The sequence below is a fragment of the Streptomyces sp. NPDC057486 genome (genome assembly GCF_042802415.1).
In the GTDB taxonomy this organism is placed as follows: domain Bacteria; phylum Actinomycetota; class Actinomycetes; order Streptomycetales; family Streptomycetaceae; genus Streptomyces; species Streptomyces yanii.
This window is the reverse complement of sequence record NZ_JBHVEE010000001.1, coordinates 193,896-215,640: the sequence shown is the minus strand read 5'-3', so window position 1 is coordinate 215,640 and position 21,745 is coordinate 193,896. Positions and strand designations below refer to the sequence as shown.

Below are 21,745 nucleotides of genomic sequence, written 5' to 3'. Positions count from 1 at the left end.
GCCGTGCGCAAGGTCCGTTTGCGTGGTGAAGCGGGAGTCCACAGGTCAACTTGCGGCGGTTGGACACCGTGCTGCCGGTGCCCACTCCCGTCGACGGCAGGCAGTCGGTCCGGCCGGTCTGAGGGACGCTGACCGGATGCTGTCGCATGGTCAGGAGCAGCCGTCCGGTGACCCGTTTCGCTCGTTCCGGGTGCAGGTGGTCCTGGGAAGCGCCGACGTGAAGAACGCCTCGGTGGCGTCGATGTCGATGTCGTCACCGGCGGTGTCGGGGCAGGCCATGGATCCACGATGGCGGGCGGCGTCGTCCGGCCACGCGCCCCCCGCCCGTGGGTGTGGCGGATCCGCCGCCGTCGGGGCGGAGCGAGGACAATGACAGCGACTCCGGGCCGACGAAGGAGGACCTGTGGTGAATGCCGTGGTGAGCCGCGGAACAGGGATGACCGAGTCCGCCGAGGACCGGGCGCAGTGGCGTGGCCGGCTTCTGCGGGCCGGGCGGGACCTGTTCGCCGCGTACGGCTACGCGCACACGACCGTCGAGCGGCTCTGCGCCGAGGCGCGCGTGCCGATTCGCGCGTTCCATCAGCAGTTCACCTCGCGCGAGGCGCTGCTGATCGCGCTGTACGACGAGGTGGCGACCAGCGGACTGCGCGCGTCCGAGGCGGCCATGCTCTCCGACGACATGGAGGAGTGCGCGACGGAGGAACGGTTCCGTCGCCTCTTCGCCGCCTATGTGCGCGGGGTCACCGCCGATCCGCGGGCCGCGCGGGTGGCGTTCGTCGAGACGCTGGGCGTGAGCCGCACCGTCGACGACCATCTCGCGATGTGGCGGACGATGTGGTCCGAGTTCCTGACCTGTGAGGCCGAGCGTGCCGCCGAGCGGGGTGAGGTGGGTGACGGGGACCAGCGGGTCGCGGTCACGGTGATGACCCACTCGGTCGAGGAACTCCTCGCCCACCACGCCCGCCGCCCCCGCCAGGTCACGCCCGACTGGCTGACCGAAGAGCTCACGCGGCTCTCCCTGACCATGCTCGGCTCGCCCTGACCGCCGCCGCTCTCCCGTACGGCGAATAATGGGGAGATGGGAGACGGAGCGAAGGCGGATACGGATGCCGGCGATGAGTTCGCCGCAGTCCTGACCGGGGTCGGGTCGCGCCTGAGGGCCCTGCGCCGGGAGCGCGGCACGACTCTCGCCCAGCTGGGCGAGATGACCGGGATCTCGGTCAGTACCCTCTCCCGCCTGGAGTCGGGCGGCCGCAAACCGACCCTGGAACTGCTGCTGCCACTGGCCAAGGCGTACGGGGTCGCGCTCGACGAACTCGTCGGCGCCCCCGCCACCGGCGACCCCCGCGTCCATGTGCGTCCCTTCACCCGCGGCGGCAAAAAATTCGTGCCGCTGACCCGCCACCTCGGTGGCCTCCAGGCGTACAAGATGGTGCTGCCCGGCGGGCGAGGGGCGACCGTGCCCCTGGAGCAGCGGACTCACGAGGGCTACGAGTGGCTGTACGTGCTGGCGGGGCGGCTGCGGCTGGTGCTGGGCGAGCACGATGTCGTACTGACCACCGGGGAGGTCGCCGAGTTCGACACGCGTACGCCCCATGCCTGGTCCAGCGCGGGGCCGGAACCGGTCGAGATTCTCAGCCTGTTCGGGCCGCAGGGCGAACGGATGCATGTGCGGGCCCGGCCCACCAAGAAGTGAGGGCACCGGGGCGGCCGGACGTCACGTATGTGTTCGGCCGCCCGCGTACGGCCCGCCCACGCCCCACGCCTGGTGCATCGCGTCGGCGAACGTCGCGGCCAGCTTCTGCTCACCCGTGGGGCCGGGGTGCGTGCCGTCGTACGTGTCCGTGTGGATGTCGTACCCGGCCGGGTGCGACGCCAGCAGGACCGGTGACATCGGCTCGTCGAGGTCGGCGACCGCCTTCGCAAGGAGCTCGTTGAAGCGGTCGCACTCCGCGGCGAACGGGACGTCCGACTCGGCCCGTATGTTCGGGATGACCGGCAGGAGCACGGCCTTGATGTGCGGGTTCGCGGTGCGGGCGGCCGCGATGAACGCGCGGGCGTTCTCGGCGGTCTGCCCGCTGTCCGTGTAGAAGCCGAGATCTATCAGGCCGAGCGAGACGAGCAGCACGTCGGCACGCGTCGCGGTGACCGTGTCCGCGATCACCGGGGCCATGTGCAGCCATCCCTCTCCCCAGCCCGCCAGATGGCGGCGTGCCGGGGCGGGGAAATCCGGGGCGCCGTACGCGTACGAGACCGGGGTGTTCGTCGCGGTGTCGTACAGCTCGGTCCGGGGACCGACGATCTCGTACGGACCGTCGAAAGCCGCTTCGAGGTGCTGCCACATGCGGTAGCGCCAGGTGAAGTCGCCGGCGCGGCCGATGGTCATGGAATCGCCGACGAACAGAAAACGCATGGCGCCATCATGGCGGATCAACGCGCGGAGCTGCGACGTGACGATGGACACTTGGTCCATGCGTTCGTATCTGACAGCCACCGGTGCCGCCGCGCTGCTCGTCCTCGCCGGGGCGGCAGCCGCCCCGGCCACGGCCGACGACGGGTCCGCCGACCGCAGCTTCACGATCGAGGACCCCCGGATCACCGAGTCCAGCGGCCTCGCCGCGAGCCGCGCCCACCCGGGCATCTACTGGACGCACAACGACAGCGAGGACGGGCCGTACGTCTACGCCGTCGACTCCCGGACCGGGAAGACCGTCGCGACGATCACCATGCGCGGGGTCGGCGCGCCGCGCGACGTGGAGGCGATCTCGCTCGGACCCGACGGCAACCTGTACGTCGGCGACATCGGCGACAACCTGAACGGCAGCTGGGACCACGTCTGGATCTACCGGTTCCCGGAGCCGAAGGTGCTGAAGGACGCGACGGTCCGGGCGACCCAGTTCGACGTGAAGTACGCGGACGGAGCACGCAACGCCGAGGCGCTGATGGTCCACCCGAAGACCGGCCGGGTCTACATCGCCTCGAAGAACGAGGACGGCGGCGGACTGTACGAAGGACCCGCCGAGCTCTCCACCGGACGGACCAATGTGTTCCGGCGGGTCGGCGAGGTGCCGTGGGTGACGGACGGGGCGTTCTCGCCGGACGGGAAGGAACTGGTGCTGCGGTCCTACTTCAGCGCCCGTGGCTACGCGTTCAAGGACGGGCGGCTCGGCGCCGACCACCCGGTCCGTGCGCCGTTGCAGGGACAGTCCGAGTCGGTGACGTACACGGCGGACGGCTCGGCGCTGATGTTCGGCTCGGAGGGCGCGCGGAGCGAGGTGGTACGGGTGGACATCGCAGGCGGCAGCGGCGGCGGTGACAGCAAGTCGCCGTCGAAGGACGGCGGCGGTGCGTCGGCCGCCGGCGGGGCGGGCGGGGGCGACAGCGAGGTGAAGGGCAGCACACTGGTGGGAGCGGCGGTGCTCGCCGCCGTGGGCGCACTCGTCTTCATGAACCGGCGCCGCAAGCGCGGCTGACCGTTCGCGCCCGACCCCATCGGCGCACGTCCCGGGGCCGGAGCCATCCGGTGACGCGCCGCACGTAGGGTCGGGCACCATGACGAACCAGGGGCCCGAGGCCTTCTCGACCGAGCGGCTCGACGCACTGCCGCTGCGAGCCGTGCACGCAGACGAGATGGCGGCGGTCCTCGCCGACCCGGCCCTGCACACGTACACGGGCGGCGCACCGGAGGACCTGGACACACTCCGGGCCCGCTACGTCCGCTGGGAGGCCGGCTCGCCCGACCCTGCCGAACACTGGTGGAACTGGGTACTCCGGGTACCCGCGGACAGCCGTCTCGTGGGCTGGGTCCAGGCCACGGTGGCGGGCCCCCGGGCCGAGATCGCCTGGGTCGTCGGCACCGAGTGGCAGGGCCTGGGCTATGCGAAGGAAGCGGCGGCCGGGCTGGTGGCGCACCTGTTGACCGGGGGCACGGTCCGTACGGTCGTCGCGCACATCCACCCCGACCACACCGCGTCCGCAGCGGTGGCCGCGGCGGCGGGACTCGTGGCCACCGACGAGTGGGAGGACGGGGAGCGGCGGTGGCGCCGCCCGGACGTCACTTCCGGCGCTGCCCGGTTCTGAGCAGGTCCGCGACATCGAGAACGAGGCGGCCGGGCCTATGCGAAGGCGCTCTGCGCGTGGTGCCCGTCGCCCCGTCGATCAGTTCGCGGACGATGTCCATGCGGCCGGCGTGCCGTACGACGTCCTCCAGCATGTGGATGAGCACCCAGCGCATCGACACCTTCCGCCCGTTCCATGCCGTACCGATCGTGTCGAGCGGGATCTCCTCTATCGCCCGGTCCGCGGCGGTGAGGGCGCGCGCGTAGGTGACGACGGCGTACGGGCCGGACGAGCCGCTCCCCGAGCTGCCCGTGGAGCTGCGGCACCTCGCGGTTCAGGCCCTCGACCGGGTGGTGACCGAGCCGTCCGAGCTGCTGGAGCTGTGGAGCGAGGGCGGGCACGAGGAGCCGTGGAAGGAAGGGATCGGCCGGCTCCGCGCGGTCCTGGCGGAGGCGGCGGGGTGAGCAACGGCGAGGGGCCCCGGTACGGATCCGTACCGGGGCCCCTCGGAGGCGTACAGCTGCTCGTTACAGCTTCTCGATCACGTAGTCGATGCAGGCCGTCAGGGCCAGCACGTCCGCCGGGTCGATCGCCGGGAACATCGCGACACGCAGCTGGTTGCGGCCCAGCTTGCGGTACGGCTCCGTGTCGACGATGCCGTTGGCGCGCAGCACCTTGGCGACCGCCGATGCGTCGATGTCGTCCGCGAAGTCGATCGTGCCGATGACGGCCGAGCGCTTCGCCGGGTCGGAGACGAACGGGGTCGCGTACTTCGACTCCTCGGCCCATCCGTACAGGTTCCGCGCCGAGGTGGCCGTGCGGCGGACCGAGAAGTCCAGGCCGCCCTGGGAGTTCAGCCAGTTCAGCTGCTCGTTCAGGAGGAAGAGCGTGGCGAGGGCCGGGGTGTTGTACGTCTGGTTCTTCAGGGAGTTGTCGATCGCCGTGGGCAGGCTGAAGAACTCCGGGATGTGACGGCCCGACGCGTGGATGCGCGCGGCGCGTTCCAGGGCCGCCGGGGAGAAGACACCGATCCAGAGACCGCCGTCGGAGGCGAAGGACTTCTGCGGGGCGAAGTAGTAGACGTCCGACTCGGTGATGTCGACCGGCAGGCCGCCCGCACCGGAGGTGGCGTCCACCAGGACCAGGGAGCCCTCGTCGGCGCCCGCGACGCGCTCGACCGGCGCGGCGACACCGGTCGAGGTTTCGTTGTGCGTGAAGGCGTAGACGTCGACGCCCGCCTCGGCCCGCGGGTCCGGGTGGGTGCCGGGGTCCGAGGCGATCACGGTCGGGTCGGCCAGCCACGGGGCGAGCTTGGCGGCCTTCGCGAACTTCGACGAGAACTCGCCGAAGTTGAGGTGCTGGGACTTCGTCTCGATCAGACCGTGCGTCGCGATGTCCCAGAAGGCGGTCGAGCCACCGTTGCCCAGGATCACCTCGTAGCCCTCGGGGAGGGAGAAGAGGTCGCGTACACCCTGACGGACCGAGCCGACCAGGTTCTTGACCGGGGCCTGGCGGTGGGACGTACCGAGCAGAGACGTTCCGGTGGCGGCCAGCGCGTCGAGCGCCTCCGTCCGCACCTTGGAAGGACCGGCGCCGAAGCGTCCGTCGGAGGGCTTGATGTCAGCGGGAATCTGGATATCGGCCACGAACCGGAGCGTAGTACCTCATGGGCACGGTCGAGCGCCGTGTCCGTCGGATGAGACACCCGCTCCGGCGTATGGACCACATCGCGCGGCGGGGTCAGCCCAGTTCGACCGGCAGGTCGTACAGGTCGTTCTGGGTGACGATCGGCTTGTTCCGCAGCTCGGAGGCCGGGACGGCGAGCTCCAGCTCCGGGAACCGCTCGTACAGCGCGGGCAGCGCCACTCCCGCCTCCAGCCGGGACAGCGCCGCGCCCGGGCACACGTGCGGGCCGTGGCCGAAGGCGATGTGGCGGTTGGGCGAGCGGGTGATGTCGAAGTCACCGGCGGTGGGCCCGTACTGCGCCTCGTCGCGGCCCAGCGCGCCGAAGGAGACGATCAGCGCCTCGCCCTTCGGCAGCACTCTGTCGCCGACCTCGACATCCTCCGTGGCGAACCGGATCAGCACGTGCGAGGTGGGAGTGTTCCAGCGCAGGGTCTCCTCGATCACGTTCTCCCACGGCACCTCCCCGCTGAGCACCTGCTTGCGCTGCTCCGGGTGGGTCTGGAGTGCGACGACCGCGTTCACGATCAGACTGATCGTGGTCTCGTGGCCCGCAGCGATGATCAGCTGGAGGGTGTTGACGATCTCCTCGTCGCTGAGGTGGTCGCCGTCCTCGGAGGCCGCGATCAGGGCGCTGGTCAGGTCGTCGCCCGGGTTCTCCCGCTTGGAGTCGACGATCCTCGTGAAGAGCGTGCCGAGGTCCGCCATCATCTGCGGGACCTCCTCCGGCGGCGTCTGCGTCGAGAAGAACTTCTCGAACAGCTCCTTCAGCCGCGGGTGGTCGGCGCCGTCCACCCCCATCAGCTCGCTGATCACGTTCATCGGCAGCGGGTACGCGAACTCGGCCTTCAGGTCGACCTGCTCGCCCCGGGGCAGCGCCGCCAGCCGGTCCAGGCTCGCTGTGGTCAGCGCCTCGATACCGGCCCGCAGCCGTTCCACCCGCTTCACCGTCAGCGCCTGCGCGACCAGGGTGCGCAGCCGGCGGTGGTCCGCGCCGTCGACGGTGAGCATGGAGCGGCCCGGGTTGGCGAGGCCGATCAGCGGCCAGTCCATCGGTATCTCGCCGCGCTGCCAGGCGCCCCAGACGTTGATGTCCTTCACGATCCGGCTGTCGGTGAGCAGCTGGCGGGCCTCGGCGTGGTGGGTGACCGCGTAGCAGTGCACCCCGCCCGGCAGCTCCACCTCGGCGAGGGGGCCGGCCGCGCGCAGCCGGGCGCTCTCGCCGTCGAGATCGGCGACGAAGGGGTCGAGGGCGATACGGGTCATCTCTGGCCTCCAAGGGCGGGGGTGGGGGTGAAGGTCACCGGCAGGTCGGTCAGGCCGCGCAGCCAGGGGGACGGGCGGCGGGTGAGCTGTTCCGCGGGGACCGCGAGGTCGATGTCCGGGAGCCGGTCGAGAAGCACCTCGATGCCGGTACGGGCGATGACCTCGGCGGTCTCCTGGGCGGGGAACGGGCAGCGGTGCTCGCCGTGGCCGAAGGAGAGGAACGCGTTGTTGCCGCCGGTCAGCGAGGAGCCGTCGGTGCGGATCTGCGGGTCCGCGTTGGCGGCGGCGATGCCGAGCAGCAGCAGGTCGCCCGCCTGGATGTGACGCCCGCCGAGGTGGGTGTCGCGCGATGCCCAGCGGCCCGCGACGTTCTGCGTCGGGGTGTCCTCCCAGAGCACCTCGTTCATCGCCTCGGCGACGCTGTGCCGGCCGCCCGACAGCGACGCGGCGAACCGGTCGTCGGTGAGCATCAGCCGCAGCGAGTTGCCCATCCAGTCGGCGGTCGGCTGGTGGCCCGCCGCCATCATGACCATGAGGTCCTGGGCGACCTCCTCGTCGGTGAAGCCGCCGGTGTCGGCGAGCATCCGGGTCGCGACGTCGTCGCCGGGCTCGGTGTGCTTGTCGGCCAGCAGCTGGATCATCGACGTGGCGAGGTGCTGCTGTCCGGCGAGGGCCCGTTCCCGGCCGTCGATCATGTCGTTGATCGAGCCGACGAGTGCGTGACCGATGGTGTCGCCGAAGCCGTAGATCTTCGCCAGGACGAGGGCGGGGAGCAGCATCGCGTAGTCGGCGATGATGTCGGTTGCGCCCTTGGTGCAGAACCCGTCGACGAGCGTGTCGGCGAACTCCTCCGCGTACCGCCTGAGCGCGAACGGGTCGACGGCCTCCAGCGCGTTGCTGATCATCGCGGCGCGCTCGGTGTGGCGCGGGCCGACGGTGTACAGGATCGACGGCTGCTTGTGACCGATCATCGGCAGCAGCGGCCAGTCGTCCGGGATGCGGTCCCACTGGTTCCACAGGTCGGAGTCGCGGCTGAACAGCACCGGGTCGCCGGTGAGCTGGTGCAGTTCGCGGTAGCCGAGCACCAGCCAGGCGGGGATGTCGCCGTCCAGGACGACGGGCGCCACGGCTCCGTGGTCGCGGCGCATCTCCCGGTACAGCGTGGTCGGTTCGGTCTGGAACCGGGGGCCGGAGAGCGGCGCGCGGCCGTGGTTCACGGGGCAGCCGGAGGGCGGCGCCGGGGGCTGGGTCACGAGGTCGGCTCCGGGGTCTTCTCCGGTGTGGTCTCCGGACGGGCGGCGGACGGGGCGGACGCTGTGCCGAGCGCGAGGGCATGGAGGTGCTCGACGAGCGTGATCAGTACGTACTTGCTGGACGAGCGGTCCCGGGCGTCGCACTCCACCAGGGGCACGTCGTCCGACAGGTCGAGCGCCTCACGAATCTGCTGTTCGGTGTGGAGCGGGCCGCCGAAGTCGTTGCACGCCACGATGAACGGCGTGCCGTGGTGCTCCAGGCGGTCGATCGCGTACCAGGAGTCGGCGAGCCGGCGGGTGTCGACGAGGACGACGGCGCCGAGCGTGCCCGAGAACAGCCGGTCCCACAGGAACCAGAAGCGTTCCTGACCGGGTGCGCCGAAGAGGTAGAGCACCGAGCGTTCGTCGAGGGAGATCCGGCCGAAGTCGAAGGCGACGGTCGTGGACGTCTTCGACTGCACACCGTCGAGGTGGTCGACGGCCTCGCCCGCGCGGGTCATGGTCTCTTCCGTGTTCAGCGGACGGATCTCGCTGACGGAGCGGACCATGGTGGTCTTGCCGACCCCGAAGCCGCCGACGACGACGATCTTCAGTCCGTTGTCGGCCGTCGCCTGCAGGGCGGCACGGTCAGAGGTTGCGGAGTCCAACGAGCACCTGTTCCAGGATGTCGGGGTCGGGGAGCCGGTCCGCGACACGGGCGGTACGGGGGTGACGGGCGCTGATCCGGCCGGTGTCCAGCAGGTCGGACAGCATGATCCGGACGATGCTGACGGGCAGCCCGAGCCCCGCCGCGATCTCGACGACCGCGGTGGGGCTCTGACACATCCGCAGGATCGTGACGTGTTCCGACTGCATGCCGGGGGCCGGCTCGCATTCGGAGACCACCAGCGTCACCAGGTCGAACGCGTCCGAATCGGACCGGCTGCGGCCACCGGTGAGGGTGTACAGCCGGTCCGGGTCGTCGTCCCGGCCGGGACGGGGGCGGGTCATACGGCAGCGGTCGCGTCGGCGGCTGCGGTGGCGTCGGACGGTGCTTCGGAGGAGCGCGGCGGGGCGCTCAGGTGCTCGCCGAGCTGCTCGACGAGCTCGCTCATGTTGTGGCCGATGAGGCCGACGTCGGAGTCCTCCGAGGCGACGACCGCGAGATGGGCGCCCGCGCCCGCCTCGACGATGAACAGCACGCCGCCGTAGAACTCGGCCATCGCGGACCGTACGCCGCCGGTACCGTCACCGAACTCGACGGAGGCGCCGTGCGACAGGCTCTGGATGCCGGCCGATATCGCGGCCAGCTGGTCGGCCTGATCGACGGAGAGCTCGGGGGTACGGCAGAGCTTGAGGCCGTCCCTGGACAGGACGAGGGCGTGCCGGGTACCGGGGGTGCGCTCCAGGAGCCCCTCCAGTAGCCAGTTGAGCTTCTCGTCGGTGGTCGCGGTCATCGGGTGTTGCCTTCCGGGTGCGGGGGATTGGGCCGTACTGCCTGGCGGAAGCTGCTGAAGCGGGCTGCCTGTTCCTTGGGGTCGGAAGTACGGGGCCGGGGAGTTGCGGCGGTGCCGTTGGCGTTGTTACGGGATTCGGCGGCGGCGAGGGTACGGCCCCGGGTGCGCTTGGGGAGGCCGCTCTCGCCGAACCGGGGGAGGCCACCGGTGGTATCGGACGCGGAGCCGGACCCGGTCTCCGCGTTCGCGGGGGCGGGCGGCTCGGCGGCCGGGGCGGGGGCGGGCGTGGGGACGGGCGCCGGTTCCGTCGCCGGGGCGGGCGCAGGGACGGGCGCAGGGACGGTCACCGGCGTCCGGGTGATCAGTTCCTGCGGGAGCATCATCAGGGCCCCCGTGCCGCCGCGCGCGGACGGTCGGAAGGACACCGTCAGGCCGTGCTTGCGGGCCAGTCGGCCCACGACGGCGAGACCGAGGCGGGTGCCGGACAGACCGGTCAGGTCCTGGTTGGCGGCGGACACCGCACGTTCGGCGCGCCGCAGCTGCACATCGCTCATCACCAGACCGCTGTCCTCGACGGTGAGGACGATGCCGGCGGGCACCTCCTCGACGTACACATGGACTTCCGCGGTGGGCGGCGAGAAGTTGGCGGCGTTGTCGAGGAGTTCGGCGAGCGCGTGCATGACACCCTCGGCGGCGTGGCCGGCGATCGCGACGTCGCTGGCCGAGTGGAGACGTACTCGCTGATAGCCGCTGATCCGGCCCATCGCGCCGCGCAGGATGGACTCCATCACGATCGGCTTCGCCCAGCGCCGCCCGGAACGGGCACCGGTCAGCACGGCGATGGAGTCGGCCAGCCGGCCGGCCTGGGCGGTGCGGTGGTCCAGGTGCAGCAGATCGCCGAGAATGTCCTCGGCGGAGTGCCGGTGCTCCATCTCGCGCAGGTCGGCGAGCATGCTGGTGGCGAGCGCCTGCATCCGTCCGGCGGCGTTGGCGCAGGAGGCGATCGCGGCGGAGCGCTCGGTCTCGCTGCGGGTCACGCGCGCGCTCAGCCGCTCGACCTCGTCGTGCAGCCGCTTGACCTCGCCCTCCAGCCGGGCGGTCTCCGCGGCGGCCAGCTCGGTGATCCGCGCGTTCTCGGCCGCCGCGGAGGCCTTGATCCTGGCCACCTCCGCGGTGAACCGCTGGGCCTCGGCCGCGGACGACGACACCAGCCGCGAGGCCTCGGCGCTGAACCGCTGGGCCTCGACGGCGTTGTGCGCGCGCAGCAGGCGCGCGGTGGCCCGGGCGTGGACGGCGAAGGCCACGGCGGCGGACAACAGCAGGGCGGCGGCGCCCGCCCCCCAGGACAGCGGGGTTCTGACCGAAGCGGGGGCGGCGAGGACCGCCCACAGGCAGCAGGAACCGGTGACGGCCGCCGAGACCAGCAGGGCCAGTGCGGTCGGCCGGGATGTGGGGCGCAAGCGGAGTCCTCGGGGGCGGACGGCGACGGACAGGGGGTGTATCCGGACACTTCGGTACGGCAGAGGGTGAAAGTGATCAACCGGAGTTGATAATTCCTAATCAAGTCGTCGCCACTATATGAGAATTGACGATCTGTTTGGGAAGTCCTTGTGGCCTTTTCTGTTACGTATGTGACTACGCATCCGACGTATTCCGACGGATTGGCGTATTCGGGGGAAAAGCGAGGGGGCCGCGGGGCCCAGCGCCCCGACCAACGGCATCCTGGGCCCATGGCTGAACGACAGGACCGGACCGCTCTTGTGCGGGCCCTCGGCAGTGCCGTGCGCGGCGAGGTGGAGTTCGGCACCACCGCGCGGGCGCTGATGACGATGGACGCCTCCAACTACCGCCGGGTGCCGCTCGGGGTCGTCGCCCCGCGCGACGCCGACGACGTCGCCGCCGCGCTCGCCGTCTGCCGTGCGCACGAGGTGCCCGTCGTGCCGCGTGGCGGCGGCACCTCCATCGCCGGGCAGGCCACCGGCACCGGTGTGGTCCTCGACCTCACCCGCCACCTGGGGAAGATCGTCGAACTGGACGCCGCGTCCCGGACGGCCGTCGTCCAGCCGGGCGTGGTCCTGGACGACCTGCGCGCCGCCGCCGCACCCCATGGCCTCACCTTCGGCCCCGACCCGTCCACGCACAGCCGGTGCACGCTCGGCGGGATGATCGGCAACAACGCCTGCGGCTCCCACTCGGTGGCCTGGGGCACCACCGCCGACAACGTCCACGCACTGACCGTCGCCCGCTACGGCGGCGACACGCTCCGGCTCGACCGGGGGAGGTGGGACGGCGCCCCCGCCGGCCTGCGCGAACTGGTCGGCTCCCACCTCGCCCTCCTCCGCACCGGCTTTCCCGAACTCCCGCGCCGCATCTCCGGATACGCCCTCGACGCCCTGCTCCCCGAGTGCGGCCCGGACCTGGCCCGCGCCTTCTGCGGCAGCGAAGGCACGCTCGGCGTGATGACGGAGGCGACCGTGCGACTGGTCGAGGCGCCCGGATCCCGCGCCCTCGCCGTACTCGGTTACGCCGACGAGTCCGCGGCCGCCGAAGCCGCCCCCGGCCTCCTCCCGTACCGCCCCCTGACGGTCGAGGGCATGGCCGCCGATCTCGTACGGGAACCGGCCGGGCTGCCGCGCGGCGGAGCCTGGCTCTTCGTCGAGACGGGCGGGGACACCCCGGCCGAGGCACGGGCGCACGCCGAGCGGATCCTGCGGGTTGCCGACGCGGTGGACGGGGCCGTCGTCACCGACCCGGCCGGACAGCGGGCCCTGTGGCGCATCCGGGAGGACGCGTCCGGCACCGCCACCCGGATGCAGGACGGCAGCGAGGCCTGGCCCGGCTGGGAGGACTGCGCCGTACCGCCCGCCCGCCTCGGCCCGTATCTGCGCGACTTCCGCGCCCTGCTCACCGCACACGGGCTGCGCGGCACGCCGTACGGGCACTTCGGCGACGGCTGCATCCACGTGCGGATCGACTTCGACATGCTGAGCGGCGACGGTCTGGCCCGCTTCCGCCGCTTCTCCGAGGAGCTCGCCGCGCTCGTCGTCGCGCACGGCGGCTCGCTGAGCGGCGAACACGGCGACGGGCAGGCGCGGGCCGAGCTGCTGCCCCGGATGTACGGGGACGAACTCGTCGCGCTCTTCGGCCGGTTCAAGGACCTCTGGGATCCGGACGGCGGCATGAACCCCGGCATCCTCGCCCGCCCCGCCCGCCTCGACGAGAACATCCGCTTCGACGTCCTGCCGAAAGGTCCCGTGGACGTCACCTTCGGCTACCCGCACGACGGCGGCGACTTCACGGCGGCCGTACGACGATGTGTCGGCGTCGCGAAATGCCGTACGGCGCAGCCGACGGGCACGGACGTGATGTGCCCGTCCTTCCGGGCGACCGGCGAGGAGGCCCACTCCACCCGCGGCCGGGCCCGCCTGCTGCACGAGATGCTCGCCGGTGAGGTCGTCACGGAGGGCTGGAGGTCGAAGGAGGTGCGGGACGCGCTCGACCTCTGTCTCTCCTGCAAGGGGTGCCGCAGCGACTGCCCGGTGGGCGTGGACATGGCCACGTACAAGGCGGAGTTCCTGCACCACCACTACCGGGGGCGGCTGCGGCCCGTCACCCACTACGTGATGGGCCGGCTGCCGCAGTGGCTGCGGCTCGCGGCCCCGGTCGCGCCCGTGCTGAACGCGCTCGCCCGGATCCGCCCGTTGGCCGTACCGGCGAAGCGAATGGCGGGCATCACTGCGGAGCGGACGATTCCGGTGCTGGCGGGGGAGACGTTCACCCGGTGGGCCCGAAAGCGCAGGGGCCGCGGGACGGTGATCCTGTCGACCGATCAGGTGGTGACCGTCTGGCCGGACACCTTCACCAACCACCTCTCCCCGGAGGTCGGGAAGGCGGCCGTCCGGGTCCTGGCGGCTGCGGGCCGGACAGCCCTGTACCCGGAACGGCGCGTGTGCTGCGGACTCACCTACGTATCGACGGGCCAACTGGACAAGGCCCGCAGGGTCATGCGCCGCACCCTCGACCGGATGGGGCTCTTCCTCGGCGACCCGCTCGTCGTCCTCGAACCGAGCTGCGCCGCCACTCTCCGTACGGATCTGCCGGAACTCCTCCCCGACGATCCCCGCGCCGCCGAACTCGCGGGTTCGGTGCGGACGTTGGCCCAGTACCTGGAGGAGTACGCCCCCGACTGGCAGCCGCCGCGCCTGAACCGCCGGGTCGCCGGCCAGACCCATTGCCACCAGCACGCGGTCCTCGGTGATGCGGCCGAACGCCGGCTGCGCGAACGAGCCGGTCTGGAAGGAGAGTTGAGTGGAGGGTGCTGCGGTCTTGCGGGGAACTTCGGCTTCGAGCGGGGCCACTGGGATGTGTCGGCGGCGTGCGCGGAGGAGCAGCTGCTGCCGTCGGTACGGGGTGCGGAGCCCGGCACGGACATCCTGGCGGACGGTTTCTCGTGCCGGACCCAGCTGGCGCAGCTGGCGGGTGTGCGGGCGAGGCACCTGGCGGAGCTGCTGGCGGAGGGACTGGACGGGCCCGATGCCCACCCCTCCGGCAACTGACCAGAGCGTCCGCTCCACCCCCTGCGCCTGAGCTCCTCTCGATCAAGCCCCCCCTGCGGCGATCGAGCAGCAGGGCCGGGGCGGTGCCCCGGGTTCGGGAAGGGGTGGGGCGGGGAACAGGCATCCCCGCCCCACCCGGACGCTCCACCACCCTCGCCACCCGCCGGAGGCACCCGCCTCAGCCCGCCTCGACCGCCCGCGTCACCGCCGCCACCAGCCTCTCGTTCTCCGGAGCCGTCCCGCCTAGGAAGGCGTACCGACGGCGTGTGTACCCGTACGCCGGCCCACTGGCCGGATCGGCGAGCACGGCGGCGAGGCGTCCCGTACGCCTTCGAAGCCGGGTGCGACGGTTCCGTGCACGGTGATGTCGTCGTACGTCATGGTTGCTTCCCCGGTGATGACCTGCCCTCGCACGGCGTTCACAGCACCCCGACCGCACGGCACCCCCCGGGCATTCCCTCACGGGGCGATGTTCCGCCCGATGATCTCGTGGGCCAGCGAGGCGAGTTCGGGCAGCGCCGGGTGGCCCGGGGCGTCGCGTCGGGCGAGGAGCAGCGGGACGGTCGGGGCGTCGACGAGCGGGCGGTAGGCGACCCCCGCGTGCGGATGCATGTCGGCGGTGGAGGCGGCCGACACCCCGGAGCCGCGCCCGGCCGCGATGGCGGTCAGCCAGTCGTCGGTGTTGGCGACGGTGACGGTGGCGGCGGGCCGGGCGCCACGTGGCCACAGGTCGACGGTGGTGGTGCCGGAGACGGTGTTCAGGACGATCGGGCCGCCCGCGAGATCGGCGAGACGGAGCGTGGCGTGTGCGGCGAGCGGCCCGTCCGCGGTCACCGCCGCCACCCGGTCCTCGCTCAACAGCACCTCGGTGACGAGCCCCGGCGCGTCGACGGGTCCGCGCAGCAGCGCCGCGTCGACCTCGCCGCGGGTGAGCCCGGCGGTGCGGTCGTCGATCCGGAGCAGTTCGAGGGGCGTCTCCGGGTGCCGCTGCTGCCAGCTGCGGAGCAGCGGTGTGGTGTAGGGGCCCAACGCCGACCAGGCGTGTCCGAGCCGCAGCGGCCAGTGGCGCAGCCCACCGGGGTCGACGGCCTCGTCGAAGGCGGCGACCGCCGCGGCGGCCTTGTCACGGAAGACGACGCCCTCGGGGGTGAGGGAGAGGTGATGGGTGGAGCGGTCGACGAGCCGGACGCCGAGGTGCTGCTCCAGGGCGGCGAGGGTGCGGGAGACGGCGGGCTGGGTGAGCCGGAGCGCGGCTGCGGCGCGTGTGACGTTGCCCGCTTCGGCGACGGCGAGGAAGGCCCGTAGATGACGCAGCTCGACGGGCCGGACGGGGCCCTGTCCTGTGCTCATGCGTGTGGAGCATAACGAGAGCGCAATCGGCATTTCACGCGCCGCGCGGACGTCTCTACGGTGAAGAAACGAGCCGCACCGCAGGAGTGCAGTATCTTCAATTGCGAAGTGCAACACATTGAACTCTTCGAGGATGAAGGCCACCCGTGAATGACCAGCGCAGTGCCGTGGAGCCGGCCGCAGCAGCCGTCGCCGTACCGGAGGCGGTGTCCGCCCTCGACCGGACGGGTCCCGCACGACCGGGCGGCCGCAGGGCGGCGCTCGCTCCGGTGGCGCTGGTGGTCGCGGGCGGACTCTCCGTCCAGTTCGGCTCGGCGGTCGCGGCGCTCCTGATGCCGCGGGCGGGCGCGCTCGGCGTGGTCACGCTCCGGCTGGCCGTCGCCGCGGTCGTCCTGCTGATCGTCTGCCGCCCGAAGTGGCGCGGCCACTCACGGTCCGACTGGGGGACGGTGGTCGCGTTCGGCGTCGCGATGGGCGCCATGAACATGCTCTTCTATCAAGCGCTCGACCGCATCCCGCTGGGCGCGGCCGTCACCCTGGAGGTGCTCGGCCCCCTCGCGCTCTCGGTCGCCGCCTCCCGCCGGCTGATCAATCTTGTCTGGGCGGGGCTCGCGCTGGGCGGGGTGTTCCTGCTGGGTGGTGGCGGCTTCGACCGCCTGGACCCGGCCGGCGCCGCGTTCGCGCTCGGTGCCGGGGCGATGTGGGCGGCGTACATCGTCTTCAGCGCCCGCACCGGCCGCCGCTTCCCGCAGGCCGACGGCCTGGCCCTGGCGATGACGGTCGCCGCGCTCCTGTCGCTCCCGCTGGGCATCCTGGAGTCGGGCGCGAAGCTCGCGGTCCCGTCGACGCTCGCGATGGGCGCGGCGGTGGCCCTGATGAGCTCGGTGCTGCCGTACACGCTGGAACTGATGGCGCTGCGCCGGCTGCCCGCGCCGACTTTCGCGGTACTGATGAGTCTGGAACCGGCCATCGCGGCGACGGCCGGATTCCTGATCCTCGACCAGGCGCTGACGGCCACCGACGCGCTCGCCATCGCCCTGGTCATCGGGGCGAGCATGGGCGCGGTCCGCAGCCAGGTCGGCGGCGCCAGGCGCAGGAAGGCGAACGACTAGGGCCTCGCCGTGTCCGGCTGCGGCGTCGGGCCGACGACCGGTGCCACATACGCATGCATCCGCGCCGGATCCAGGTCTCCGGTCCTCGCCCTCACCATGCGCAGGCCGCATGCAGGTCCCCCACGGAGTCGGCGAGTTCCGCCGGAGGCGCCGGCCAGCCGACGGTGTGCCAGTGGGCGATCCGCCAGGACAGGCGGCGGGGCCACAGCGGCGTGGTGGGCAGCTCGGAGACGGGAACCCACGCCGGGACGCCGCCGTAGTTGTCCAGCGTCTCGGGTGCGCCCACCTCGCCCTCGGCCTCCATCGTGAAGTAGTGGCCGCGGTTGCCGTTCCGCCAGATCCGGGCCACCTCGCGCACGACCGTCCCGCGCAGGCCGGTCTCCTCCCGCAGTTCGCGTACCGCCGCCACCTCCGGTGTCTCACCGGTCTCGACCCCGCCGCCCGGGATCTCGTAGTGGCGCTCCGGCGTGCGGATCAGCAGCATCCGCCGGTCACGGATGACGATCGCGCCGCCGCGGACCCGGTTCGGCGTGGCTGTGGTCGGGTCGTCCAGAGCGACCGAGCCCTGCGGGAGCGATCCTTGCGACCAGGCGCGGAGGACCTTCTCCGCGGTGCCGACCGGACGGATCCGGGCGTGCAGCGCCTCGGTCAGGGACAGGGCGACGGATGGTCCGGCGGCGGCCCGGCCATCGCCCGGGAAGGTGTAGTAGGTGCCGCTCTCGTCCCGATACCGCTCCAGGACAAGCCTGTTGTCGTCGAAACGCACGCCCGTGGTGCGAGGTTCGTCAGCCATCGGCGGAGGCTAGCAGCCGGGTCCCCGACCGCCCCCGGAGGCGGACGCATCAATTAATGCAAGCATGCTTGCTTGTTTCCTGGTCCGCTGACATGCTCCTGGGCACACCGCCACGCCCCGAGGGGAGCGCACCGTGTCCGACGCCGCAGCCGTGCTCGACGATCTGCGCAGTGAGAGCGATGAACTCGACACGCTCGTAGCAGAGTTGAGCGGCGATCAATGGGCCGGGCCGACCCCCGCCGCAGGCTGGACCGTCGCCCATCAGATCGCCCATCTGACCTGGACCGACGAGGTCGCCCTGCTCGCCGTCACCGATCCGGACGCCTTCGCGGTGGAGGTGGCCAAGGCCCAGGCAGCCCCCGACAGCTTTGTCGATCAGGCTGCCGAGGAGCTTGTCGCCGTGGAGCCGGCCGCACTGCTCGCGCGCTGGCGCGACGGGCGTGAGCGGCTCGGGCGCGCCCTGCGCGGCGCCCCGCCCGGCACCCGCATCCCGTGGTACGGGCCGCCCATGAGCGTCGCGTCCATGGCGACCGCGCGACTCATGGAGACCTGGGCCCACGGGCAGGACATCGCCGACGCCCTCGGAGTCGTACGCGGCCCGACCGCCCGGCTGCGGCACGTCGCCCGGATCGGGGTGCGCGCCCGTGACTACGCGTTCCTCGCGCGAGGGATCAAGCCGCCCGGCGAGGAGTTCCGGATCGAACTGGTGGCGCCCGGCGGAGAGGTGATCGCCTACGGGCCCGAGGGCGCCGCGCAGCGTGTCACCGGACCGCTGTACGACTTCTGTCTGCTCGTCACCCAGCGCGCCCACCGTCTCGACCTGGCCGTGCGCGCCGTCGGGGACGACGCCGACCGGTGGCTCGACATCGCACAGGCCTTCGCCGGGCCGCCCGGTCCCGGCCGCGCGCCCAAGGGCGGTGCACGGTGACCGCCGCGCCGCTGCGGATCGGGAACGCCTCCGGGTTCTACGGCGACCGCTTCGACGCCGTGCGCGAGATGCTCACCGGCGGCCCCCTCGACGTCCTCACCGGCGACTATCTCGCCGAGCTGACCATGCTCATCCTCGGGCGGAGCCGAATCAAGGACCCGAACCGCGGGTACGCCACCACCTTCCTGCGCCAGCTCGAAGAGGGTCTCGGGCTCGCGCAGGAGCGCGGGGTGAAGATCGTCGCCAATGCCGGAGGGCTCAACCCGGCCGGACTGGCCGAAGCGGTCCGGGAGTTGGCGGAGAAGGTGGGCGTGCCGGTGCGCGTCGCGCATGTCGAGGGCGACAGCCTGCCCGTCCCCGACGGGTTCCTCACCGCCAACGCGTACCTCGGGGGCGCGGGCATCGCCGCCTGCCTGCGCGCCGGGGCCGATGTCGTCGTCACCGGCCGGGTCACCGACGCCGCCCTCGTCACGGGACCCGCCGCCGCCCACTTCGGCTGGGAACCCGGCGACCACGACGCGCTCGCCGGTGCCCTCGTCGCCGGGCATGTGCTGGAGTGCGGAACCCAGGCGACCGGCGGGAACTACTCCTTCTTCCGCGGCCACGACGTCCGTCGGCCCGGCTTTCCGCTCGCCGAGATCCACGCCGACGGGACGTCCGTCATCACCAAGCACGACGGTACGGGCGGCGTCGTCGACGTCGGGACCGTCACCGCCCAGCTGCTGTACGAGACCGGAGGAGCCCGGTACGCCGGACCGGACGTGACCGCCCGGCTCGACACCGTACGGCTGACTCAGGAGGGGCCGGACCGCGTACGTATCTCCGGAGTGCGCGGCGAGGCTCCGCCGCCGACGCTCAAGGTCGGGCTCAACCGCATCGGCGGCTGGCGCAACGAGGTCGTCTTCGTGCTCACCGGACTCGACATCGAGGCCAAGGCGCAGCTGGTGCAGGACCAGTTCGCGGAGGCGCTCACCCGGACCGGGAAGGAGCCCGACGAGGTGCGGTGGGAGCTGGCCCGTACCGACAGGGCCGACGCCGACACCGAGGAGACCGCCGGCGCCCTGCTCCGGCTCGTGGTCCGCGACCAGGACCCGGAGGCGGTCGGACGCGTCGTCTCCGGGGCCGCGATCGAACTGGCCCTCGGCAGCTACCCGGGCTTCCATGTCACCGCCCCGCCCGGCAAGGGCGCGCCCTACGGGGTGTTCGAGGCGAGGTACGTACCGGCGGGAGAGGTCGACCATGTCGCCGTACTTCCGGACGGGCGGCGGGAGAACATGGCAACACCGGTACATGTGAGGGAGCTTGAGGGTGTGGAGGAGCCCGCTCTTCCCGAGCCGCTGCCCACGGGGATCACCCGGATCGCCCCCCTCGGTCGCATCGCGGGCGCCCGCAGCGGCGACAAGGGCGGGGACGCCAACGTCGGCGTGTGGGTCCGTGCCGACGACGCCTGGCGCTGGCTCGCGCATGAGCTCACCGTCGAACGTTTCCAGGAGCTGCTCCCGGAGACGGCCGAGTTGACCGTCGTGCGGCACGTCCTGCCGAACCTCCGCGCCCTGAACTTCGTCGTCCACGGCCTCCTCGGCGATGGCGTCGCAGCGCAGGCCCGTTTCGATCCGCAGGCCAAGGCGGTGGGGGAGTGGCTGCGGTCCAGGCACCTTCCCGTCCCCGTGAACCTGCTCGAATCCACCGACGCACCGGAGGCGCACGCATGACCGTCCTGGCCAGCGGGCTCGACACCGCGAGCCCCGAATACGCCGCCCACCGGGCCGCCATGCTCGCCAAGCTCGCCGATCTCGACACCGAGCACTCCAAGGCCCTCGCGGGCGGCGGCGAGAAGTACGTCGAGCGGCACCGGGGGCGCGGCAAGCTCCTCGCCCGGGAACGGATCGAGCTGCTCGTCGACCCCGACACCCCGTTCCTGGAACTGTCGCCGCTCGCCGCCTGGGGCAGCGAGTACGCGGTGGGCGCCTCGCTCGTCACCGGCATCGGCGTCGTCGAGGGCGTGGAGTGCCTGATCACCGCCAACGACCCGACCGTACGCGGTGGCGCCTCCAACCCCTGGACGCTGAAGAAGGCGCTCCGCGCCAACGAGATCGCCTTCGCCAACCGCCTTCCGTGCATCAGTCTCGTCGAGTCGGGCGGGGCGGACCTGCCGTCCCAGAAGGAGATCTTCATTCCCGGCGGCGCGCTGTTCCGCGACCTCACCCGGCTCTCCGCCGCCGGAATCCCGACCGTGGCCGTCGTCTTCGGGAACTCGACCGCCGGCGGGGCCTACGTCCCCGGCATGTCCGACCACACCGTCATGATCAAGGAGCAGTCCAAGGTCTTCCTCGGCGGACCGCCGCTCGTGAAGATGGCGACCGGCGAGGAGAGCGACGACGAGTCCCTCGGCGGCGCCGACATGCACGCCCGCACCTCCGGGCTCGCGGACCATTTCGCCGTCGACGAGCACGACGCGCTCCGCCAGGCGCGGCGGATCGTCGCCCGGCTCAACTGGCGCAAGGCGCACGCCGATCCGGGCCACGCCGAACCGCCGAAGTACGACGAGGAGGAGCTCCTCGGCATCGTGCCCGGCGATCTCAAGGTCCCGTTCGATCCGCGCGAGGTCATCGCCCGGCTCGTCGACGGCTCGGACTTCGACGCGTTCAAACCGCTGTACGGCACGAGCCTCGTCACCGGCTGGGCCCGGCTGCACGGCTACCCCGTCGGCATCCTCGCCAACGCCCAGGGCGTGTTGTTCAGCGAGGAGTCGCAGAAGGCCGCCCAGTTCATCCAGCTCGCCAACCAGCGCGACATCCCCCTCCTCTTCCTGCACAACACCACCGGCTACATGGTCGGCAAGGAGTACGAACAGGGCGGCATCATCAAGCACGGCGCGATGATGATCAACGCGGTGTCGAACTCCAGGGTCCCGCACCTGTCCGTCCTGATGGGCGCCTCGTACGGGGCCGGGCACTACGGCATGTGCGGGCGCGCCTACGACCCCCGCTTCCTCTTCGCCTGGCCGGGCAGCAAATCCGCCGTCATGGGACCGCAGCAACTCGCGGGCGTGCTGTCCATCGTTGCCCGTGCCTCCGCCGCCGCCAAGGGACGGCCGTACGACGACGAGGCCGACGCCGCACTCCGCGGCATGGTCGAGCAGCAGATCGAGACCGAGTCGCTGCCGATGTTCCTTTCCGGGCGGCTGTACGACGACGGGGTCATCGACCCGCGCGACACCAGGACCGTCCTCGGGATCTGCCTGTCCGCGATCCACACCGCCCCGGTCGAAGGCGCCCGCGGCGGCTTCGGCATCTTCCGGATGTGAGG

At 71.9% G+C, this 21,745-nt stretch carries 22 protein-coding genes and 1 pseudogene; 10 read left to right on the top strand and 13 right to left on the bottom strand.

Annotated features, from left to right (window positions below; translation table 11 throughout):
* Positions 1 to 150: 150 nt before the first annotated feature.
* Entirely contained in the window at positions 151 to 279 is a 129-nt protein-coding gene (locus tag ACFU6I_RS01085) for a hypothetical protein (RefSeq protein ID WP_384360040.1), read from the bottom strand.
* A 157-nt stretch (positions 280 to 436) separates the two neighbouring features.
* Between ACFU6I_RS01085 and ACFU6I_RS01080 the strand changes: the two genes are divergently transcribed.
* Both ACFU6I_RS01080 and ACFU6I_RS01075 read left to right on the top strand, forming a co-directional pair.
* Positions 437 to 1,042 (top strand): TetR/AcrR family transcriptional regulator, encoded by a 606-nt coding sequence (locus ACFU6I_RS01080; protein WP_384360038.1) that lies wholly within the window; start codon positions 437 to 439, stop codon positions 1,040 to 1,042.
* A 36-nt stretch (positions 1,043 to 1,078) separates the two neighbouring features.
* The gene (locus ACFU6I_RS01075) at positions 1,079 to 1,696 is read left to right on the top strand and encodes a helix-turn-helix domain-containing protein (RefSeq protein WP_384360036.1); all 618 of its coding nucleotides are present in this window, start codon (positions 1,079 to 1,081) and stop codon (positions 1,694 to 1,696) included.
* A 21-nt stretch (positions 1,697 to 1,717) separates the two neighbouring features.
* Here ACFU6I_RS01075 and ACFU6I_RS01070 read toward each other — a convergent pair whose 3' ends face one another.
* Entirely contained in the window at positions 1,718 to 2,413 is a 696-nt protein-coding gene (locus ACFU6I_RS01070) for a GDSL-type esterase/lipase family protein (RefSeq protein ID WP_384360034.1), read from the bottom strand.
* Positions 2,414 to 2,471: 58 nt separating this feature from the next.
* Here ACFU6I_RS01070 and ACFU6I_RS01065 point away from each other — a divergent pair, with 58 nt between their 5' ends.
* Both ACFU6I_RS01065 and ACFU6I_RS01060 read left to right on the top strand, forming a co-directional pair.
* Positions 2,472 to 3,473, top strand: coding sequence for a WD40 repeat domain-containing protein (locus tag ACFU6I_RS01065; RefSeq protein WP_384360032.1), 1,002 nt, complete (start codon positions 2,472 to 2,474; stop codon positions 3,471 to 3,473).
* Between the two features lie 79 nt (positions 3,474 to 3,552).
* Complete coding sequence (locus ACFU6I_RS01060) at positions 3,553 to 4,080, top strand: GNAT family N-acetyltransferase (RefSeq protein WP_384360030.1); 528 nt, start codon at positions 3,553 to 3,555, stop codon at positions 4,078 to 4,080.
* Here the strand turns inward: ACFU6I_RS01060 and ACFU6I_RS01055 are convergent.
* A pseudogene (locus tag ACFU6I_RS01055) lies at positions 4,055 to 4,324 on the bottom strand (DUF664 domain-containing protein); the annotation flags it as partial. The gene ACFU6I_RS01060 and the pseudogene ACFU6I_RS01055 overlap by 26 nt on opposite strands.
* A gap of 1 nt (position 4,325) precedes the next feature.
* On the opposite strand from ACFU6I_RS01055, the gene ACFU6I_RS01050 reads away from it, so the two are divergent.
* On the top strand, positions 4,326 to 4,523 hold the full coding sequence (locus tag ACFU6I_RS01050; RefSeq protein WP_384360028.1) for a DUF4259 domain-containing protein: 198 nt from the start codon (positions 4,326 to 4,328) through the stop codon (positions 4,521 to 4,523).
* 63 nt (positions 4,524 to 4,586) lie between these two features.
* On the opposite strand, the gene serC is transcribed toward ACFU6I_RS01050, so the two are convergent.
* From serC to ACFU6I_RS01015, 7 genes are all read right to left on the bottom strand, one after another.
* Positions 4,587 to 5,705: a phosphoserine transaminase gene (gene serC, locus ACFU6I_RS01045; protein ID WP_384360026.1), complete on the bottom strand. Its 1,119-nt coding sequence runs from the start codon at positions 5,703 to 5,705 to the stop codon at positions 4,587 to 4,589.
* A 94-nt stretch (positions 5,706 to 5,799) separates the two neighbouring features.
* Positions 5,800 to 7,008: a cytochrome P450 gene (locus ACFU6I_RS01040; protein WP_384360024.1), complete on the bottom strand. Its 1,209-nt coding sequence runs from the start codon at positions 7,006 to 7,008 to the stop codon at positions 5,800 to 5,802.
* Positions 7,005 to 8,261 (bottom strand): cytochrome P450, encoded by a 1,257-nt coding sequence (locus tag ACFU6I_RS01035; protein ID WP_384360022.1) that lies wholly within the window; start codon positions 8,259 to 8,261, stop codon positions 7,005 to 7,007. Before ACFU6I_RS01035 ends, ACFU6I_RS01040 begins: the two co-directional genes overlap by 4 nt.
* Positions 8,258 to 8,908, bottom strand: coding sequence for an ATP/GTP-binding protein (locus tag ACFU6I_RS01030; protein ID WP_376337096.1), 651 nt, complete (start codon positions 8,906 to 8,908; stop codon positions 8,258 to 8,260). The genes ACFU6I_RS01035 and ACFU6I_RS01030 overlap by 4 nt, the downstream gene beginning before the upstream one ends.
* A complete protein-coding gene (locus ACFU6I_RS01025; RefSeq protein ID WP_266982896.1) occupies positions 8,889 to 9,251 on the bottom strand; it encodes a DUF742 domain-containing protein in 363 nt (120 codons plus the stop codon). The genes ACFU6I_RS01030 and ACFU6I_RS01025 overlap by 20 nt, the downstream gene beginning before the upstream one ends.
* A complete protein-coding gene (locus ACFU6I_RS01020; protein WP_384360019.1) occupies positions 9,248 to 9,697 on the bottom strand; it encodes a roadblock/LC7 domain-containing protein in 450 nt (149 codons plus the stop codon). Before ACFU6I_RS01020 ends, ACFU6I_RS01025 begins: the two co-directional genes overlap by 4 nt.
* Positions 9,694 to 11,157 (bottom strand): ATP-binding protein, encoded by a 1,464-nt coding sequence (locus tag ACFU6I_RS01015; RefSeq protein WP_384360017.1) that lies wholly within the window; start codon positions 11,155 to 11,157, stop codon positions 9,694 to 9,696. Before ACFU6I_RS01015 ends, ACFU6I_RS01020 begins: the two co-directional genes overlap by 4 nt.
* Positions 11,158 to 11,427: 270 nt before the next feature.
* Between ACFU6I_RS01015 and ACFU6I_RS01010 the strand changes: the two genes are divergently transcribed.
* Positions 11,428 to 14,253 carry an FAD-binding and (Fe-S)-binding domain-containing protein gene (locus ACFU6I_RS01010; RefSeq protein WP_384360015.1) on the top strand — a complete coding sequence of 942 codons (2,826 nt, stop codon included), beginning with the start codon at positions 11,428 to 11,430 and terminating at the stop codon, positions 14,251 to 14,253.
* Between the two features lie 243 nt (positions 14,254 to 14,496).
* Here ACFU6I_RS01010 and ACFU6I_RS01005 read toward each other — a convergent pair whose 3' ends face one another.
* Positions 14,497 to 14,634: a hypothetical protein gene (locus ACFU6I_RS01005; RefSeq protein ID WP_384360013.1), complete on the bottom strand. Its 138-nt coding sequence runs from the start codon at positions 14,632 to 14,634 to the stop codon at positions 14,497 to 14,499.
* A gap of 78 nt (positions 14,635 to 14,712) precedes the next feature.
* Positions 14,713 to 15,603 carry a LysR family transcriptional regulator gene (locus tag ACFU6I_RS01000; protein WP_384360011.1) on the bottom strand — a complete coding sequence of 297 codons (891 nt, stop codon included), beginning with the start codon at positions 15,601 to 15,603 and terminating at the stop codon, positions 14,713 to 14,715.
* 146 nt (positions 15,604 to 15,749) lie between these two features.
* Between ACFU6I_RS01000 and ACFU6I_RS00995 the strand changes: the two genes are divergently transcribed.
* Positions 15,750 to 16,715 carry a DMT family transporter gene (locus ACFU6I_RS00995; RefSeq protein WP_384360009.1) on the top strand — a complete coding sequence of 322 codons (966 nt, stop codon included), beginning with the start codon at positions 15,750 to 15,752 and terminating at the stop codon, positions 16,713 to 16,715.
* 91 nt (positions 16,716 to 16,806) lie between these two features.
* Here ACFU6I_RS00995 and ACFU6I_RS00990 read toward each other — a convergent pair whose 3' ends face one another.
* Entirely contained in the window at positions 16,807 to 17,508 is a 702-nt protein-coding gene (locus ACFU6I_RS00990) for an NUDIX hydrolase (protein WP_384360007.1), read from the bottom strand.
* Positions 17,509 to 17,641: 133 nt separating this feature from the next.
* On the opposite strand from ACFU6I_RS00990, the gene ACFU6I_RS00985 reads away from it, so the two are divergent.
* The 3 genes from ACFU6I_RS00985 to ACFU6I_RS00975 are packed head-to-tail and all read left to right on the top strand — an operon-like array spanning position 17,642 to position 21,743.
* A complete protein-coding gene (locus ACFU6I_RS00985; protein WP_384360005.1) occupies positions 17,642 to 18,436 on the top strand; it encodes a TIGR03084 family metal-binding protein in 795 nt (264 codons plus the stop codon).
* Positions 18,433 to 20,148 (top strand): acyclic terpene utilization AtuA family protein, encoded by a 1,716-nt coding sequence (locus tag ACFU6I_RS00980; protein WP_384360003.1) that lies wholly within the window; start codon positions 18,433 to 18,435, stop codon positions 20,146 to 20,148. Before ACFU6I_RS00985 ends, ACFU6I_RS00980 begins: the two co-directional genes overlap by 4 nt.
* The gene (locus ACFU6I_RS00975; protein WP_384360001.1) at positions 20,145 to 21,743 is read left to right on the top strand and encodes an acyl-CoA carboxylase subunit beta; all 1,599 of its coding nucleotides are present in this window, start codon (positions 20,145 to 20,147) and stop codon (positions 21,741 to 21,743) included. Before ACFU6I_RS00980 ends, ACFU6I_RS00975 begins: the two co-directional genes overlap by 4 nt.
* Positions 21,744 to 21,745: the final 2 nt, after the last annotated feature.

Excerpts from the sequence above, each read along its gene's own strand:
- ACFU6I_RS00990 (WP_384360007.1), bottom strand. The coding sequence starts at position 17,508 with ATGGCTGACGAACCTCGCACCACGGGCGTGCGTTTCGACGACAACAGG.
- ACFU6I_RS01000 (WP_384360011.1), bottom strand. The coding sequence starts at position 15,603 with ATGAGCACAGGACAGGGCCCCGTCCGGCCCGTCGAGCTGCGTCATCTA.
- ACFU6I_RS01070 (WP_384360034.1), bottom strand. The coding sequence starts at position 2,413 with ATGCGTTTTCTGTTCGTCGGCGATTCCATGACCATCGGCCGCGCCGGC.
- ACFU6I_RS01040 (WP_384360024.1), bottom strand. The coding sequence starts at position 7,008 with ATGACCCGTATCGCCCTCGACCCCTTCGTCGCCGATCTCGACGGCGAG.
- ACFU6I_RS01005 (WP_384360013.1), bottom strand. The coding sequence starts at position 14,634 with ATGACGTACGACGACATCACCGTGCACGGAACCGTCGCACCCGGCTTC.
- ACFU6I_RS01025 (WP_266982896.1), bottom strand. The coding sequence starts at position 9,251 with ATGACCCGCCCCCGTCCCGGCCGGGACGACGACCCGGACCGGCTGTAC.
- ACFU6I_RS01080 (WP_384360038.1), top strand. The coding sequence starts at position 437 with ATGACCGAGTCCGCCGAGGACCGGGCGCAGTGGCGTGGCCGGCTTCTG.
- ACFU6I_RS01075 (WP_384360036.1), top strand. The coding sequence starts at position 1,079 with ATGGGAGACGGAGCGAAGGCGGATACGGATGCCGGCGATGAGTTCGCC.
- ACFU6I_RS01060 (WP_384360030.1), top strand. The coding sequence starts at position 3,553 with ATGACGAACCAGGGGCCCGAGGCCTTCTCGACCGAGCGGCTCGACGCA.
- ACFU6I_RS01020 (WP_384360019.1), bottom strand. The coding sequence starts at position 9,697 with ATGACCGCGACCACCGACGAGAAGCTCAACTGGCTACTGGAGGGGCTC.
- ACFU6I_RS01065 (WP_384360032.1), top strand. The coding sequence starts at position 2,472 with ATGCGTTCGTATCTGACAGCCACCGGTGCCGCCGCGCTGCTCGTCCTC.
- ACFU6I_RS01010 (WP_384360015.1), top strand. The coding sequence starts at position 11,428 with ATGGCTGAACGACAGGACCGGACCGCTCTTGTGCGGGCCCTCGGCAGT.
- ACFU6I_RS00975 (WP_384360001.1), top strand. The coding sequence starts at position 20,145 with ATGACCGTCCTGGCCAGCGGGCTCGACACCGCGAGCCCCGAATACGCC.
- ACFU6I_RS01085 (WP_384360040.1), bottom strand. The coding sequence starts at position 279 with ATGGCCTGCCCCGACACCGCCGGTGACGACATCGACATCGACGCCACC.